Source organism: Salarchaeum sp. III (genome assembly GCF_036418315.1).
Lineage (GTDB): Archaea > Halobacteriota > Halobacteria > Halobacteriales > Halobacteriaceae > Salarchaeum.
Window position 1 is genome coordinate 237,269 of sequence record NZ_JAZHPG010000026.1, and the last position, 14,434, is coordinate 251,702.

A 14,434-nucleotide genomic window follows, 5' to 3' on the forward strand; every position below is an offset into this window, starting at 1 on the left:
TCCACTCCTAATACATACAGTCAGAACTATGAGTAAGACGAGTCCACGACTCAGCAGTCTCATCGCCGAGCTGAAGTCCGTCTCTCGCGACGAGGGTACGGACATCTGGGGCGACGTCGCGGAACGGCTGCAGAAGCCGCGCCGGACGCACGCAGAGGTGAACCTGAGTCGCATCGAACGGTACGCGAACGAGGACGAAACCGTCGTTGTGCCCGGCAAAGTGCTCGGGTCCGGCGTGCTTCAGAAATCCGTCACGGTTGCCGCTGTCGATTTCTCCGGCAGCGCGAAGACGAAGATCGAGCACGCAGACGGTGAGACCGTCCAGCTAGAACAGGCAATCCAGCAGAACCCCGAAGGGTCGAACGTCCGGGTGATCCGATGAGTCTCGCAGAGTTTGACGCAGACATCGTCGTCGACGCCGGCGACTGCATCGTGGGTCGTGTCGCTTCGAACGTCGCTGAGCTCGCGCTCGAAGGCGAGTCCGTCGCCGTGGTGAACGCCGAGAAGGCGGTTATCACGGGGAACAAGGAAGCGACGTTCGCGACCTACAATAAGCGCGCGGAACTCGGGTCCGACTCGGGTCCGTACTACCCAAAGCGGCCGGACGGCATCTTCAAGCGCGCGGTGCGCGGGATGCTCCCCTACAAGCAGGACCGTGGCCGCGAGGCGTTCGAGAACGTCCGCATCTACGTCGGTAACCACACCGACGAGGACGGCGAGGTGCTCGACGGCACCTCCCTCGACCGCTTGTCGAACATCAAGTTCGTCACGCTCGCAGAAGTGTCCGAAGAACTCGGTGCTAACGTCACATGGTAACCAACACGAGCGGAAAGAAGAAGACCGCCGTCGCACGGGCGACCGTGAGCGACGGCGAGGGTCGTGTGCGAATCAACTCCACGCCCGTCGAGCTCGTCGAACCCGAGGTCTCGCGCCTGAAGATGCTGGAACCGTTCCGCATCGCCGGCGAGGACCTCCGCGGCGAGGTCGACGTGGACGTAACCGTGAACGGCGGCGGGTTCGCCGGACAGGCTGACGCCGTCCGCACCGCCATCGCGCGCGGCATCGTGGAGTTCCGGAACGACGCCGAACTCCGCGACGCGTTCATGGAGTTCGATCGGTCGCTCCTCGTGAACGACGTGCGGCAGCGCGAGTCCAAGAAGTGGGGCGGCCCGGGCGCTCGGGCGCGCTACCAGAAGTCCTACCGCTAAGAGGAATCCAACCATGATGGTACCAGTCCGGTGTTTCAGTTGCGGTAAAGTCATCGGCGAACACTGGGAGGAGTTCAAGGCGCGAGCCGCCTCCAAGGAGGGTGACGAGGACCCCGAGGAAGTATTGGACGACCTCGGGCTCGACCGCTACTGCTGCCGGCGGATGTTCGTCAGCCACCAAGACCTCGTGGACGTCGTGAGCCCCTACCAATGAGAGGGGAGTTCAACCGCTACGAGAAGGCCCGGATCATCGGTGCGCGAGCGCTGCAGGTGTCCTACGGGGCGCCCGTGCTCGTCGACACCGATCAGACGGAGCCCATCCTCATCGCGGCCGAGGAGTACGACGCGAACGTCCTTCCGTTCACGGTTCGGAGAGAGCAATGACGCGCATCGAGTCGGTTCGGCTGCGGACGGTGCTCGACTCCCGCGGGAACGCGACCGTCGAGGCGGACGTGCACACCGAGAGCGGTGGGCACGGTCGCGCGGCGGCGCCGTCGGGCGCGAGCACTGGCGAGTACGAGGCTATCGAGCTTCCGGCGGAGGAGGCCGTGGCCGCGGCTCGCGAGCACGCGGTTCCCCGACTCGAAGGACGGTCGTTCGCCGCGGACCAGCGCGAGGTCGACCAGGCCTTGCACGCGGCGGACGGTACCGACGACTTCTCCACCATCGGCGCGAACTCCGCCGTCGCTATCAGCATGGCGGCGGCGAAGGCCGGCGCTGACGTGCTCGGCGCGCCGCTCTACCAGCATCTCGGCGGCGCGTTCCGCGGGCGGAACTATCCGGTCCCGCTCGGGAACGTCATCGGCGGCGGCGAGCACGCCGCGGACGCCACTCACATCCAGGAGTTCCTCGCGGCACCCGTCGGCGCGCCGAACGTTCGGGACGCCGTGTTCGCGAACGCCGCCGTCCACGAGACGGTCGGCGAACTCCTCGAGGACCGCGGAACGCCCGCGGCGAAGGGCGACGAGGGCGCGTGGGCGCCCAGCATCAGCGACGCCGAGGCGTTCGAACTGATGGCCGAGGCCGTCGACGAGGTCGAGGACGCGTTCGGGTTCGACATCGAGTTCGGACTCGACGTCGCTGGCGCGGAGCTGTACGACGCCGACGAGGACGCGTACGTGTACGGCGACACGACTCGTTCCACCGAGGAGCAGGTCGAGTACATCGCGGACCTCGTCGACGAGTACGGACTCGTGTACGTCGAGGACCCGCTCGACGAGGACGACTACGAGGCGTTCGCGGACCTCACGGACCGCGTCGGCGACCGAACGCTCGTCTGCGGCGACGACCTGTTCGTCACGAACACGAACCGTCTCCAGGAGGGAATCGAACAGGGTGCGGCGAACAGCATCCTCGTGAAGCCGAACCAGATAGGCACCCTCAGCGACGCGTTCGACGCAATCGAACTCGCCGTCGAATCGAGCTACACGCCCGTCGTGTCGCATCGGAGCGGCGAGACGGAGGACACAACCATCGCACACCTCGCCGTCGCCGCGGACGCCCCGTTCATCAAGACGGGGACCGTGGGCGGCGAGCGAACCGCTAAGCTGAACGAACTCATCCGCATCGCGGACGAAGCCCTATGAGCGAGAACGAAGAAGAACTCGAACCCGAAGAATCGACCGAGGCCGACGCGGCCGAGGCCGCGTCCGAGGAGGAGGCCGTCGAGGCCACCGCCGAGGACGCCGCCGAGGACGCGCCTGCCGCAGAACCGACGGAGTCGGCGGAGGACGTCATGAGTGACGCCGAAGCCGACCTCCTCATCCCCGTCGAGGACTACCTCGGTGCCGGTGTCCACATCGGTACCCAGCAGAAGACCGAGGACATGGACCGGTTCATCCACCGCGTCCGCACCGACGGCCTGTACGTGCTCGACGTCTCGAAGACGGACGAGCGCATCCGCACGGCCGCGGACTTCCTCGCGAACTACGACCCCGAGCAGGTCCTCGTGACCTCCAGCCGCCAGTACGGCCGGTTCCCCGCGGAGAAGTTCGCGGACGCCGTCGGCGCGCGCGCCCGTACGGGCCGCTTCATCCCGGGGACGCTCACGAACCCCCAGTACGACGGCTACATCGAGCCGGACGTGCTCGTCGTCACCGACCCTATCGGCGACGCGCAGGCGGTGAAGGAAGCTATCACGGTCGGCATCCCCGTCATCGCCATGTGTGACTCGAACAACCAGACCAGTAACGTCGACCTCGTCGTCCCGACGAACAACAAGGGCCGTCGCGCCCTCAGCGTCGTCTACTGGCTGCTCGCGAACGAGACGCTCGACCGCCGCGGCGCCGAACCGTCGTACGCCCTCGAAGACTTCGAGAGCGGAATCTAAGGGGTTCTTTCGTTTCTGTCCCGTTTCTCGTGCGGTGAGCGACAGCGCCGTCAGTCCCGCGAGGGGTGCGTGCTGGCCGGTCGCGGGCCGTCGAACCCGAGCGTCTCGCGGAGCGTGCCGTCCGCGGGCGTGGGGGCGAGGCCGCGCGCGTCGAGTTCGGGGAGGAGGTAGTCGATAACGTCGGTGAAGGTCTTGGGGACGACGGGGGCCATGACGACGAACCCGTCCGCGCCGGCGTCCATCCAGGCTTCGAGGTCGTCCGCGACGGATTCGGGGGTGCCGACGAACTCGGGCGTGGGGTAGCGGGCGTAGCGGGCGGCGGCGTCCCCGACTGTCCACTCGCGGTCGTCGCGGAGGAAGGCGTTGAGCGCGCCGCGGATGCCTTCGACGGGGATGTCTTCGAGGGGTGAGTCGCGGTCGTACTGGCTGTAGTCGTGGTTGAGGTGGTTTGAGAGGCGGACGAGTCCGGTCTCGGGGTCGATAGCGTCGATGACGCGGTCGTGGTGCGCTTCGGCGGCCGCGTCGGTGGGGGCGACGTACGGCGTGATCGCGGGGTAGACGCGGATGTCGTCGATGGTGCGGCCGTGGTCTCGAGCGCGCGCGTCGAGGTCGCTGGTGGCGTCCGCGAGCGAGTCGCGGGAGAGGTGGAAGGCGAAGGTCGCTTCGGCGTGTTTCGCGGCGAACTCGCGGCCGCGCTCGGACTGGCCGGCCTGGAAGACGACGGGCGTGCGTTGGGGTGTGGGCGCGGTCATGTGCGGGCCGCGGACGCGGTGGTGGGGGCCGTCGTGGTCGACGAACCGGACGCGGTCGGGGTCGGCGTAGGTTCCGGTGGCGGCGTCGCGGACGACGGCGTCGTCGTCCCAGGAGTCCATCCAGAGGCCGTAGCAGGCGGTGAGGTGGTCGTCGGCGCGGTCGTAGCGTTCGTCGTGGGGGACGTACTCGCCGACGACGTTCTCGAATTCGAGTTGGCCGCTGGAGGTGACGACGTTCCAGCCGAGGCGGCCGTCGGTGAGGTCGTCGATGGTGGAGAGTTTCTTCGCGAGGAGGTAGGGCGGGTAGAATGACGTGGAGGCGGTGGTGACGAGACCGAGCGTGTCGGTGGCGGCGGCGAGCGCGGAGAGCAGTGGGAGCGGGTCGTTCTCGGGGAGTTGTTCGCCGTGGCGGACGGTGGGGCGGATGCTGTCCTCGTACGTGTTGGCGACGTTGTAGGCGTCCGCGAAGAACAGCGCGCTGAACGCGCCGTCGAGGCGGCGGGCGAGGGACTGCCAGAAGTCGATGTCGCGGTAGCCGTCCGGCTGGCGGTGTTCGGGGAGTCGCCACGCGTCCTCGACGGCCGGGGAGTGACTGCAGTTGGCGTACGCGAGCAGGTCGAGCGTCGCGTCGTCGGACATACGCCTCCACGCGGACTGGTCGAAGGTAGTAGTTACTGTACCGGCACCTCGTGAAGAACTATCCCCTTCACTAATAGAGTTTGGAAAATAATTTTATCCAGGAGTTGGTAGCGGTCGGTACACCGACAGATGACGCGACTCGCACGGCTGTTCGGCCTCGAATCGACAACGGTCGCGGAACGACTGCTGTTCGCGCTCTCCATCGCGCTCTCGCTCTCGCTCGCCGCCGCCGGCATCCTCTACCCCGACGACGTTGGCGGGTTCTTCGCGGACAGTTTCGCGTGGGTCACCGTGAACGCGGGCTGGTGGTTCATCCTCCTCGGGTTCGCGCTCACCGTCTTCTTCACGTGGCTCTGCGTCTCCCGGTACGGCGACCTGCGCATCGGCGGCCCGGACGCCGACCCCGACTTCGGGACGGTCTCGTGGATAGCAATGGCGTTCACCGTCGGCTACTCCATCGCCGTCCTGTTCTGGGGCGTCGCTGAACCCGTCAGCATCGTCACCAGCCCCCCGCCGAGTTCGCCCGTCCCCGGCGCATCCCCCGAATCGCTCGCGCTCGCGTTCACCTTCCTCCACGACATCCTCCCCGGCCTCATCGCGTGGTACCTCCCGTTCGCCGTGCTGTTTGGACTGGTGGCGTGGCAACACGACAACTGGAAAGCGAGCGTCCTCCTCGAACCGCTCGGCCGTCCGTTCACCCACCCCGCCGTCGCGTGGCTCGTGGACATCGTCACCGTGCTCGCCATCGTCGGCGGACTCGGAACCTCCCTCGGGTTCATCGGCCAACAGCTCTCCTCCATCATCCGCGTCGTCTTCGGGTTCGACGCCAGCTACGTCACCCTCCTCTTATTCCTCGCCGTCGCGGTCGTCTTCGTCGTGGACGTGTTCGCCGGCCTCCGCCGCGGCATCCAGAACGCCGCCCGGGTCGCTGTCGCCGCGAACGTCCTCCTCACCGCCGTCCTGTTCGTCCTCGGCCCGACCGGGTTCATGCTCGATCTCGGACTGGACGCGATGGGAGTCTGGCTGTCAAACCTCCCCCGGCTCTCGCTCTACACCGCCCCGACCTCGCCCGGGAACTGGCCGCAGAACTGGACGAGCTTCTGGTGGGCGTGGTGGGCCGCCTGGGGTGTGTTCGTCGGGAGTTTCGTCGCGCGCATCTCGAAGGGCCGAACGATACGGGAGGTGTTCGTCGGACTCTGCATCGCGCCCGCCGCCTTCCTCGTCGTCCAGCACAGCGTCCTCGGCGGCCTCGCGCTCGCCCCCGGCAACCTCGACCCCGTCGCGGCCGCGCTCGCCGCGGACGGGAACGCCGCCGCGCTCAGCACCGCGCTCACGCTCGTTCCCGCCCCCCGACTCGTCGGCGCGCTCGCGCTCCTCGCGCTCGCCGGCTACATCGTCACCAGCCTCGACTCCGCGGTCTACATGCTCGCCGCCATCACCCTCGGGGAGCGCGAACCCAACACGCGAAACCGCGCGGCGTGGGGAATCGCGATGGTCGGCATCGGCGTGATGACGACGTTCGTCGGCGGCGGGACGACCGTCCTCGAATCATTCTCCACGACGCTCGCCCTCCCGTTCACCGCGCTCTACGTCGTCGTCGCCTACGCGACCTACGTCGTCGCGAAACGCCGGTACGGCGAGTAGCGAACCGAACGGTCTTTCACTCGGTCGCCCGGACTCTCGAGTATGTCGACTACTGCGAGCGCCCCCGGGAAGGTCTACCTGTTCGGGGAGCACGCCGTCGTCTACGGGGAGCCGGCGGTTCCGTGCGCCATCGAGCGCCGGGCGTCCGTCACGGTCGAAGCCCGGGAGGACAACCGTCTCCGGGTGAGCGCGGACGACTTGTCGCTCGACGGCTTTACGGTGGAGTACAGCGGGTCGAGCGACGAGCGGCCGGACGTGGACGTGCCGACGCCGCTCATCGAGGCGGCGTTCGGGTACGTGGACGCCGCGGTCGAGCAGGCGCGGGACGCGGCGGACGCACCTGAGGTGGGATTCAACGTCGAGATCGAGAGCGACATCCCGCTCGGCGCGGGTCTCGGGTCGTCGGCCGCTGTCGCGGTGGCGGGTATCGCGGCGGCGACGACCGAACTCGACTGCGACCTCGACGCCCGTGAGATTGCAGAGCGCGCGTATCAGGTGGAGTACGACGTGCAGTCCGGGCAGGCGTCCCGCGCGGACACGTTCTGCTCCGCGATGGGCGGCGCGGTTCGCGTCGAGGGCGAGGAGTGCCGGACGCTCGACACGCCCGACCTCCCGTTCATCGTCGGGTACGACGGGACGAGCCACGACACCGGCGAACTCGTCTCCGGCGTTCGAGCTCTCAGAGAAGAGTACGGCTTCGCGAACGACACCGTCGCCGCCATCGGCGACCTCGTCCGACAGGGCGAGGACGCGCTCACGGACGGCGACCTCGCCGAACTCGGCCGCCTGATGAACTTCAACCACGGCTTGCTCGCGGCGCTCGGCGTCTCCGGGCGGTCGCTCGACAACATGGTGTGGGCGGCCCGGGACGGCGGCGCGCTCGGCGCGAAACTCACGGGCGCGGGCGGCGGCGGCTGCATCGTCGCACTGGACGACGAGAACGGCACGAAAACCGCGCTGTCGCTCACGCCGGACTGTACGCGGGCGTTCCGCGCGGAACTCGCACAGGACGGGGTGCGCGTCGAATGATAGTCCTCAAACTCGGCGGGAGCGTCATCACGGAGAAGGACGAGCGCGAAACGGTCGACCTCGACGCGCTCGCCCGGCTCGCCGGCGTTATCGGCCAAGCCGACGTGGACGACCTCATCGTCGTGCACGGCGCGGGGAGTTTCGGGCACTACTACGCGGACGAACACGACGTCTCGACGACGGAGGGGACTCGCGACGCGCGGGCGGTCCGGGAGATTCACGACTCGATGGCGCGCCTGAACACGGCCGTTCTCGACTACCTCGACGACGCCGGCGTCGCGGGCGTCCCGGTGCGGCCGTTCTCCGCGGCGCGCCGCGACGACGACCTGGAGTTCTACACGAAGCAAGTGGAGACGATGCTCGCCGAGGGGTTCACGCCGGTCCTGCACGGCGACGTGGTCACGGAGGCAGGCAACGGCGCGACAATTCTCAGCGGGGACGAAGTCGTCACGACGCTCGCCGCCCAGCTGGACGCGGACCGCGTCGGCCTCTGCTCGACCGTCCCCGGCGTCCTCGACGAGGAGGGAGACGTGATTCGCGAGATAACCGCGTACGAGGACGTGGCGGACGTGCTCGACGGGAGCGAGGACACCGACGTGACTGGGGGGATGGCGGGAAAAGTCCGGGAGTTACTCGCGCTCGGCGCGCCCGCATCCGTGTTCGGCGCGGACGACCTCGCGGACTTCCTACGCGGCGAAAACGCGGGAACGACGGTCCGCGGGTAACGACACCGCTATCCGGGTTCCGGTGTCCCGCAAGACCCTGCTACTTTTAATACCGGGAATCGTACCATGGGCTAAGAAGCGTCCCGCCGGACGGATACCGGCGGCGGGACGACGGCTGTAAGACGCCGCGACCCGCGGCCGCCACTCCGGCGGGGGTTTCAGAGAGCCACCCGGCTCTCAGTGATTAACAATGGAAATCGAAATCGCAACAATCGGCGGATACGAAGAAGTCGGCCGGCAGATGACTGCCGTCCGCGCAGGTGACGACATCGTTATCTTCGACATGGGCCTCAACCTCTCGCAGGTCCTGATCCACGATAACGTCGAGACCGAACAGATGCATAGCCTCGACCTCATCGACATGGGCGCGATTCCGGACGACCGCGTCATGAGCGAACTCGAAGGGGACGTGCAGGCCATCGTACCGACGCACGGCCACCTCGACCACATCGGTGCGATCAGTAAGCTCGCACACCGCTACAACGCGCCCATCGTCGCGTCGCCGTTCACGCTCGAACTCGTGCGGGACGAAATCGAGGGCGAGCAGAAGTTCGGCGTCGAGAACGACCTCGTCGAGATGGAAGCCGGCGAGACGATGCCCATCGGCGAGCGCTGCGAGCTGGAGTTCGTGCACGTCACGCACTCCATCATCGACGCAATCAACCCCGTCCTCCACACGCCCGAGGGCGCGGTTGTCTACGGGCTCGACAAGCGCCTCGACCACGACCCCGTGCTCGAAGACCCCATCGACATGAAGCGCTTCCGCGAAATCGGCCGCGAGGGCGAGGGTGTGCTCGCGTACATCGAGGACACGACGAACGCCGGTCGGAAGGGTCGAACGCCGAGCGAGTCCGTCGCGCAACGCGAACTCCAGGACACCATCCACAGCATGGAGGACTACGACGGCGGCATCATCGCCACGACGTTCTCCAGTCACGTCTCCCGCGTGTCGAGCCTCATCGAGTTCGCACAGGAGATCGGTCGCGAACCGATCCTTCTCGGTCGGTCGATGGAACGCTACTCGGGCACCGCGGAGCGGATGGGGCGCGTGAACTTCCCGGACAACCTCGGGATGTTCGGCCACCGCAAGAGCGTGGACCGCGCGTTCAAGCGCATCATGAACGAGGGCAAGGAGAACTTCCTCCCCATCGTCACCGGCCATCAGGGCGAACCGCGAGCGATGCTCACGCGGATGGGGCGCGGCGAGACGCCGTACGACATCGAGAACGGGGACAAGGTCATCTTCTCGGCGAGCGTGATTCCGGAGCCGACGAACGAGGGCCAGCGCTACCAGTCCGAACAGCTTCTGCGGATGCAGGGCGCTCGCATCTACGACGAGATTCACGTCTCCGGCCACCTCCGCGAGGAAGGCCACTACGAGATGCTGAACGCTCTCCAGCCCCAGCACGTCATCCCCGCCCACCAGAACCTCGAACACTTCGGGAAGTACGCGAAGCTCGCGAAGGGCGAGGGGTACAAGCTCGGCCGCGACCTCCACCTGAGCGACAACGGCAACATCATTCAGCTCGTAGAATGACGCAAGAAGCACGAGAGGAAACGGTGCTCGCGGCCATCGAGGACCGCCGGGAGCAAGTGAACGACGCCATCGACGAGGAACTCCCGATGGCGGAACCCGAACGGCTCTACGAGGCCTCGCGCTACCTCCTCGAAGCCGGCGGGAAGCGTCTCCGACCGACGGTCTCGATGCTGGTCGGGGAGGCGCTGCTCGACGTGGAGCCGTTGAGCGAGGACTACCAGGCGTTCCCCTCGCTCAACGACGGCACAGTGGACCTGATGGCGGCCGCGGTCTCCATCGAGGTCATTCAGTCGTTCACGCTCATCCACGACGACATCATGGACGACGACGACCTCCGCCGGGGCGTCCCCGCCGTCCACCGCGAGTACGACACGGAGACCGCGATACTCGCGGGCGACACGCTCTACTCGAAGGCGTTCGAGATAATGCTCCGCACCGAAGCGCCGCCAGAGCGCGGTCTCGACGCCCTCCGTATGCTCGCGTGCACGTGCACCCACATCTGTGAAGGCCAGGCGTACGACGTGGACTTCGAAACTCGCGACAACGTCACCATCGAGGAGTACCTCGACATGGTGGAACTGAAGACCGCCGTCCTCTACGCCGCCGCCGCATCGGTGCCGGGCATCGTCCTCGGCGCCGACGACGACACCGTCGACGCGCTCTACGAGTACGGCCGCGCTATCGGCCAGGCGTTCCAGATTCAGGACGACGTTCTCGACCTCACCGTCCCCAGCGACGAACTCGGAAAACAGCGCGGTAGCGACCTCATCGAAGGCAAACGCACCGCCGTAACACTCCACGCCCGCGAACAGGGCGTCGACATCGACACCCTCGTCGACGCCGACCGCCCCAAGAACGTCACCGAAGCCGAAATCGACGACGCCGTCGACACCCTCCAGAACGCCGGCAGCATCCAGTTCGCCCGCGAACTCGCTGAAGACCTCGTCCGGGAAGGCAAAGACCACCTCAGCGGCCTCCCCGACAACGACGCCCACGCCACGCTCGACGACCTCGCCGACTACCTCATCGAACGGGGCTACTAACGGACTTTTTTACTCGGCGGGTCGCGCTTCGCGCGACCGCTTGAGTAAAAACCTCCACTAATCGCGAGAAGCGTTGCTTCTCGCTATACAGCCAGAACGCCGTGCGTTCTGGCGATAAAAAGGCCGCGAGCGCCCACGGCGCTCGCGGTCGGGCGTCGGAACGACACCGCACAGCGACCGTATCGCGTCCGCAACCGCACGGAGCCGCACCCGGTGAGTTGGTTCGTTCTACGACGTCTCCTGGAGGAAGGCTTCAAGCGCATCCCGGAGGAAGTCGGGGTTGTCCACGTGGGCGTTGTGCCCGGCGTCCGGGAGTTCTCGATAGTCGGCGTTCGGAATCTCGCTCGCGAGGAAGCGCGCGTGGGCTGTCATTCGCGCGGTCTCGTTTCCGCCGCACATCGCGAGCGCGGGCACGTCGATGCTCGCGTAGTCAGTGTCGAGCGTCCCCCACGAGAGGAGCGCGTGACGGATTTTCGCGGCTTCCACCGGAGAAACGCCGGGATAGTCGCTGGCGTGAGCGTCTTCGATGCGGGTTTTCTCGTCGAGGTCGCCCGGGTCGAAGTCGTCGCCGCGACTCGTAATCCAGGAGACGAACGGCTGGACGGCGTCGAACCCGACGAAGCGAGCGAGCGCGAGCGCGCCCGGGAGGGCGACCTGGCGCTCCACCCACTCCCCGGGTGAGAGTGCGCGCGAGGAGAGCGCCGCGACGGTGACGAGTCCGGAGAGCGAACCGCCCTCAGCGGCGTAGCGCTGCGCGACCATGCCGCCCATCGAGAGCCCGCAGACGACCGGCGCGCCGAGTGAGAGAGCGACCACGAGCTCACGGAGGTCGTCGGCATATGTGTCGATACTGTACGCGCCGCGGTCGGAACCTCCGGTTCGACCGTGACCGCGAAGGTCGTACACGACGACCCGATACTCGTCCGTGAGGGGGCGGGTACGCTCGGCCCAGACGCGGTGGTCGCTGAACGCGCCGTGCAGGACCACCACCGGCGGTCCCTCGCCGCGGGACTCGTAGTAGGTCTCGACGCCGTTCGTCCGGACCGTGGGCATACGTGTTCCTACGAGGCGAACGGTTTCCCGCTGTCGGTGCGAGCGTTCAAATACGAAGACGGGACCAGCGGGTGGTATGTAGCGAGTGGCGTGCGTCGGGCCCGCGGAAACGGCGACCGACCGACGCACGAGGGAAGGGTCGTCTGTCCGCAGAATCCAAACGAATTTCCCCGCGTCCCGGCTACTCGCGAGTAATGGACGAAGACCTCCGCGAGCGCGTCCGCCGGGAGGCGGAAGTGTACGCGCTCTACAACGCGCTCAAGCACGGGAGCGACGCCCAGGTCGGCGCCCTGATGGGGCCGATGATGGGAGAGAACCCCGAGTTCCGGGAGTACGGCGACGAGATTCCCGGAGTTATCGCGCCGGTCGTCGAGGACGTGAACGCTCTCTCGACCGAGGAGCAACGCGAGCGACTGGAGGACCTCGCACCCGAACGGCTCGCGGAACTCGAGGCGGAGGACGAGGGCGAGGAGCACCCGCTCCCCGACCTCCCGAACGTCGAGGAGTACGACGAGGTGCGGATGCGGTGTGCGCCGAACCCGAACGGCCCCTGGCACATCGGGCACGCGCGGATGCCCGCCGTCATCGGCTCCTACAAGGAGCGCTACGACGGCTGGATGCTCGTCCGGTTCGACGACACGGACCCCGAGACGAAACGCCCGCTCGACTGGGTGTACGACCAGGTCATCGACGACGTGGAGTACCTCGGGTTCGAGCCGGACGAGGTCATCACGGCCTCGGACCGCCTCGAAACCTACTACGAGTACGCCCGCGACCTCATCGAGATGGACGGCGCGTACACGTGCTCGTGTCCCGCCGAGGAGTTCTCCGACCTGAAGAACGCTGGTGAGGCGTGTCCGCACCGCGAGAAGGACGCGGAGACCGTCCTCTCGGAGTTCGAGTCGATGGTCGACGGTGAGTACGACTCGGGCGAGATGGTACTTCGCGTGAAAACCGACATCACGCACAAGAACCCCGCACTCCGGGACTTCGTCGCATTCCGCATCATCGACACACCGCATCCTCGTGAGGCGGCGAGCGAGTACCGGTGCTGGCCGATGCTCGACTTCCAGTCCGGCATCGACGACCACCTCACCGGCGTCACCCACATCATTCGCGGTATCGACCTCCAGGACTCCGCGAAGCGCCAGGGGTTCGTCTACGACTACTTCGGCTGGGAGTACCCCGAGGTCGTCCACTGGGGGCACGTGCAGGTGGACGAGTACGACGTGAAGATGAGCACCTCCACGATTCGGGAGAAGATAACGGCCGGCGAGTTCGACGGCTGGGACGACCCCCGCGTCCCCACCCTGCTCTCGACGCGCCGCCGCGGCATCCGCGGCGAGGCCATCGTGGACGCGATGGTGGAACTGGGAACCTCGACCTCGGACGTCGACCTGGCGATGAGTTCGGTGTACGCGAACAACCGCGACCGCATCGACGACGAGAGCCCGCGGTGTTTCTTCGTCTCCGACGGCGTCGAACTCCCGATTTCGGGCGGTCCGGACAGCGCGCACCCGCCCGTCCACCCCGAGCACGAGGACTGCGGCGAGCGCGACATCCCCGTCGGCGACGCAGTCCTCGTCGAGGAGGACGACCTTCCCGCGAAGGGCGAGAAACTCTGGCTGAAGGGCTACGGGCCCGTCGAGTACGACGGCGACTCGCTGACGGTGACGGACGACGACATCGACCTCGTCCGCGAACACGATGTGGACGTGGTGCAGTGGGTGCCCGCCAGCGAAAGCGTTCCCGTGCGGATGCGGACGCCCGATGGGGACGTGTCGGGCCGTGCAGAACCCGGACTCGTCGAGTACGAGTCCGACCAGACGCTCCAGTTTGTTCGCGTCGGCTTCGTGCGCGTGGACGAGGTGGCGCAACGCGCCACGGAACGGTCGAGCGTTCGAGAATCGCAACGCGATTCTCGCAGCCAATCAGAAGCGCAAAGCGCTTCTGATGACGGTGGCGAGCCGCGAGACCGCCACGCGGACGAGGAGTGCGTCGTCTACTACGCGCACCCCTGACGGTCAGTCGGGCGCGACGACCTCGACTTTGAGTCCGTCCGGGTTTTCGCAGTAGAGCGCGTAATACCCGCCGGCGAACGGGTGTTGGTCCTCGTACAGCACGGTCGAATGGTCGCGGTTCCGAACGGCCGCCGTCAAGTCGTCTACCTGTTTTCGGGACGCCGCGTGGAACGCGAGGTGGTTGAGTCCCGGCGCGTTCCGGTCGAACGCCCGTTCCGCGTCGTCGACGCGGACGAGCACGACGTACGTCGGGTCGTTGCTCCAGGAGCGGCCGGCATCCCAGTCGTTCTTCGGCTCGTATCCCAGTTCGTCGAGGAGCCAGTCCCAGAACGCGACGGACCGGTCGAAGGCGTCCGTGTAGAGTTCGACGTGGTGAAGTTGGCCGGTTACGTCCGAATCGCTACGGCTCTCGCCCATATCGTGGCGTCGCGGGCACTCGAAATAAACACCGGGT

At 66.9% G+C, this 14,434-nt stretch carries 16 protein-coding genes; 13 read left to right on the forward strand and 3 right to left on the reverse strand.

The features are described 5' to 3' along the window. Positions 1-28: 28 nt before the first annotated feature. The 7 genes from U3A55_RS10000 to rpsB are packed head-to-tail and all read left to right on the forward strand — an operon-like array spanning position 29 to position 3,537. Complete coding sequence (locus U3A55_RS10000; protein WP_330991359.1) at positions 29-382, forward strand: 50S ribosomal protein L18e; 354 nt, start codon at positions 29-31, stop codon at positions 380-382. Next, a complete protein-coding gene (locus tag U3A55_RS10005; RefSeq protein WP_330991360.1) occupies positions 379-816 on the forward strand; it encodes a 50S ribosomal protein L13 in 438 nt (145 codons plus the stop codon). Before U3A55_RS10000 ends, U3A55_RS10005 begins: the two co-directional genes overlap by 4 nt. Next, positions 810-1,208 carry a 30S ribosomal protein S9 gene (locus U3A55_RS10010; protein WP_330991361.1) on the forward strand — a complete coding sequence of 133 codons (399 nt, stop codon included), beginning with the start codon at positions 810-812 and terminating at the stop codon, positions 1,206-1,208. Before U3A55_RS10005 ends, U3A55_RS10010 begins: the two co-directional genes overlap by 7 nt. Before the next feature lie 13 nt (positions 1,209-1,221). Next, positions 1,222-1,422, forward strand: a complete 201-nt coding sequence (locus U3A55_RS10015) for a DNA-directed RNA polymerase subunit N (RefSeq protein ID WP_145846812.1) — start codon at positions 1,222-1,224, stop codon at positions 1,420-1,422. Further along, the gene (locus tag U3A55_RS10020) at positions 1,419-1,592 is read left to right on the forward strand and encodes a DNA-directed RNA polymerase subunit K (RefSeq protein ID WP_330991362.1); all 174 of its coding nucleotides are present in this window, start codon (positions 1,419-1,421) and stop codon (positions 1,590-1,592) included. Before U3A55_RS10015 ends, U3A55_RS10020 begins: the two co-directional genes overlap by 4 nt. After that, entirely contained in the window at positions 1,589-2,794 is a 1,206-nt protein-coding gene (gene eno, locus U3A55_RS10025; protein ID WP_330991363.1) for a phosphopyruvate hydratase, read from the forward strand. Before U3A55_RS10020 ends, eno begins: the two co-directional genes overlap by 4 nt. Beyond that, positions 2,791-3,537 carry a 30S ribosomal protein S2 gene (gene rpsB / locus U3A55_RS10030; protein WP_330991364.1) on the forward strand — a complete coding sequence of 249 codons (747 nt, stop codon included), beginning with the start codon at positions 2,791-2,793 and terminating at the stop codon, positions 3,535-3,537. The genes eno and rpsB overlap by 4 nt, the downstream gene beginning before the upstream one ends. Positions 3,538-3,587: 50 nt before the next feature. Here the strand turns inward: rpsB and U3A55_RS10035 are convergent, their stop codons facing one another. Continuing rightward, a complete protein-coding gene (locus tag U3A55_RS10035; protein ID WP_330991365.1) occupies positions 3,588-4,928 on the reverse strand; it encodes an NtaA/DmoA family FMN-dependent monooxygenase in 1,341 nt (446 codons plus the stop codon). Between the two features lie 129 nt (positions 4,929-5,057). Between U3A55_RS10035 and U3A55_RS10040 the strand changes: the two genes are divergently transcribed. The 5 genes from U3A55_RS10040 (at position 5,058) to idsA3 (ending at position 10,906) form a co-directional block, all read left to right on the forward strand. After that, entirely contained in the window at positions 5,058-6,572 is a 1,515-nt protein-coding gene (locus U3A55_RS10040; RefSeq protein ID WP_330991366.1) for a BCCT family transporter, read from the forward strand. A 42-nt stretch (positions 6,573-6,614) separates the two neighbouring features. Then, positions 6,615-7,601 (forward strand): mevalonate kinase, encoded by a 987-nt coding sequence (gene mvk, locus U3A55_RS10045; protein ID WP_330991368.1) that lies wholly within the window; start codon positions 6,615-6,617, stop codon positions 7,599-7,601. Beyond that, positions 7,598-8,326, forward strand: a complete 729-nt coding sequence (locus U3A55_RS10050; protein WP_330991369.1) for an isopentenyl phosphate kinase — start codon at positions 7,598-7,600, stop codon at positions 8,324-8,326. Before mvk ends, U3A55_RS10050 begins: the two co-directional genes overlap by 4 nt. Before the next feature lie 190 nt (positions 8,327-8,516). After that, positions 8,517-9,863, forward strand: coding sequence for an RNase J family beta-CASP ribonuclease (locus U3A55_RS10055; protein ID WP_330991370.1), 1,347 nt, complete (start codon positions 8,517-8,519; stop codon positions 9,861-9,863). Then, entirely contained in the window at positions 9,860-10,906 is a 1,047-nt protein-coding gene (gene idsA3 / locus U3A55_RS10060) for a geranylfarnesyl diphosphate synthase (protein WP_330991371.1), read from the forward strand. The genes U3A55_RS10055 and idsA3 overlap by 4 nt, the downstream gene beginning before the upstream one ends. Before the next feature lie 228 nt (positions 10,907-11,134). Here idsA3 and U3A55_RS10065 read toward each other — a convergent pair whose 3' ends face one another. Continuing rightward, positions 11,135-11,959, reverse strand: a complete 825-nt coding sequence (locus tag U3A55_RS10065) for an alpha/beta fold hydrolase (protein WP_330991372.1) — start codon at positions 11,957-11,959, stop codon at positions 11,135-11,137. Between the two features lie 194 nt (positions 11,960-12,153). Between U3A55_RS10065 and U3A55_RS10070 the strand changes: the two genes are divergently transcribed. Further along, positions 12,154-13,980 carry a glutamate--tRNA ligase gene (locus tag U3A55_RS10070; protein WP_330991373.1) on the forward strand — a complete coding sequence of 609 codons (1,827 nt, stop codon included), beginning with the start codon at positions 12,154-12,156 and terminating at the stop codon, positions 13,978-13,980. 3 nt (positions 13,981-13,983) lie between these two features. On the opposite strand, the gene U3A55_RS10075 is transcribed toward U3A55_RS10070, so the two are convergent. Next, complete coding sequence (locus U3A55_RS10075) at positions 13,984-14,397, reverse strand: VOC family protein (RefSeq protein ID WP_330991374.1); 414 nt, start codon at positions 14,395-14,397, stop codon at positions 13,984-13,986. Positions 14,398-14,434 lie beyond the last annotated feature (37 nt).

Bases quoted from the DNA above. Each gene is read 5' to 3' on its own strand.
- U3A55_RS10000 (WP_330991359.1), top strand. From the start codon at position 29: ATGAGTAAGACGAGTCCACGACTCAGCAGTCTCATCGCCGAGCTGAAG.
- U3A55_RS10005 (WP_330991360.1), top strand. From the start codon at position 379: ATGAGTCTCGCAGAGTTTGACGCAGACATCGTCGTCGACGCCGGCGAC.
- U3A55_RS10010 (WP_330991361.1), top strand. From the start codon at position 810: ATGGTAACCAACACGAGCGGAAAGAAGAAGACCGCCGTCGCACGGGCG.
- U3A55_RS10015 (WP_145846812.1), top strand. From the start codon at position 1,222: ATGATGGTACCAGTCCGGTGTTTCAGTTGCGGTAAAGTCATCGGCGAA.
- U3A55_RS10020 (WP_330991362.1), top strand. From the start codon at position 1,419: ATGAGAGGGGAGTTCAACCGCTACGAGAAGGCCCGGATCATCGGTGCG.
- eno (WP_330991363.1), top strand. From the start codon at position 1,589: ATGACGCGCATCGAGTCGGTTCGGCTGCGGACGGTGCTCGACTCCCGC.
- rpsB (WP_330991364.1), top strand. From the start codon at position 2,791: ATGAGCGAGAACGAAGAAGAACTCGAACCCGAAGAATCGACCGAGGCC.
- U3A55_RS10035 (WP_330991365.1), bottom strand. From the start codon at position 4,928: ATGTCCGACGACGCGACGCTCGACCTGCTCGCGTACGCCAACTGCAGT.
- U3A55_RS10040 (WP_330991366.1), top strand. From the start codon at position 5,058: ATGACGCGACTCGCACGGCTGTTCGGCCTCGAATCGACAACGGTCGCG.
- mvk (WP_330991368.1), top strand. From the start codon at position 6,615: ATGTCGACTACTGCGAGCGCCCCCGGGAAGGTCTACCTGTTCGGGGAG.
- U3A55_RS10050 (WP_330991369.1), top strand. From the start codon at position 7,598: ATGATAGTCCTCAAACTCGGCGGGAGCGTCATCACGGAGAAGGACGAG.
- U3A55_RS10055 (WP_330991370.1), top strand. From the start codon at position 8,517: ATGGAAATCGAAATCGCAACAATCGGCGGATACGAAGAAGTCGGCCGG.
- idsA3 (WP_330991371.1), top strand. From the start codon at position 9,860: ATGACGCAAGAAGCACGAGAGGAAACGGTGCTCGCGGCCATCGAGGAC.
- U3A55_RS10065 (WP_330991372.1), bottom strand. From the start codon at position 11,959: ATGCCCACGGTCCGGACGAACGGCGTCGAGACCTACTACGAGTCCCGC.
- U3A55_RS10070 (WP_330991373.1), top strand. From the start codon at position 12,154: ATGGACGAAGACCTCCGCGAGCGCGTCCGCCGGGAGGCGGAAGTGTAC.
- U3A55_RS10075 (WP_330991374.1), bottom strand. From the start codon at position 14,397: ATGGGCGAGAGCCGTAGCGATTCGGACGTAACCGGCCAACTTCACCAC.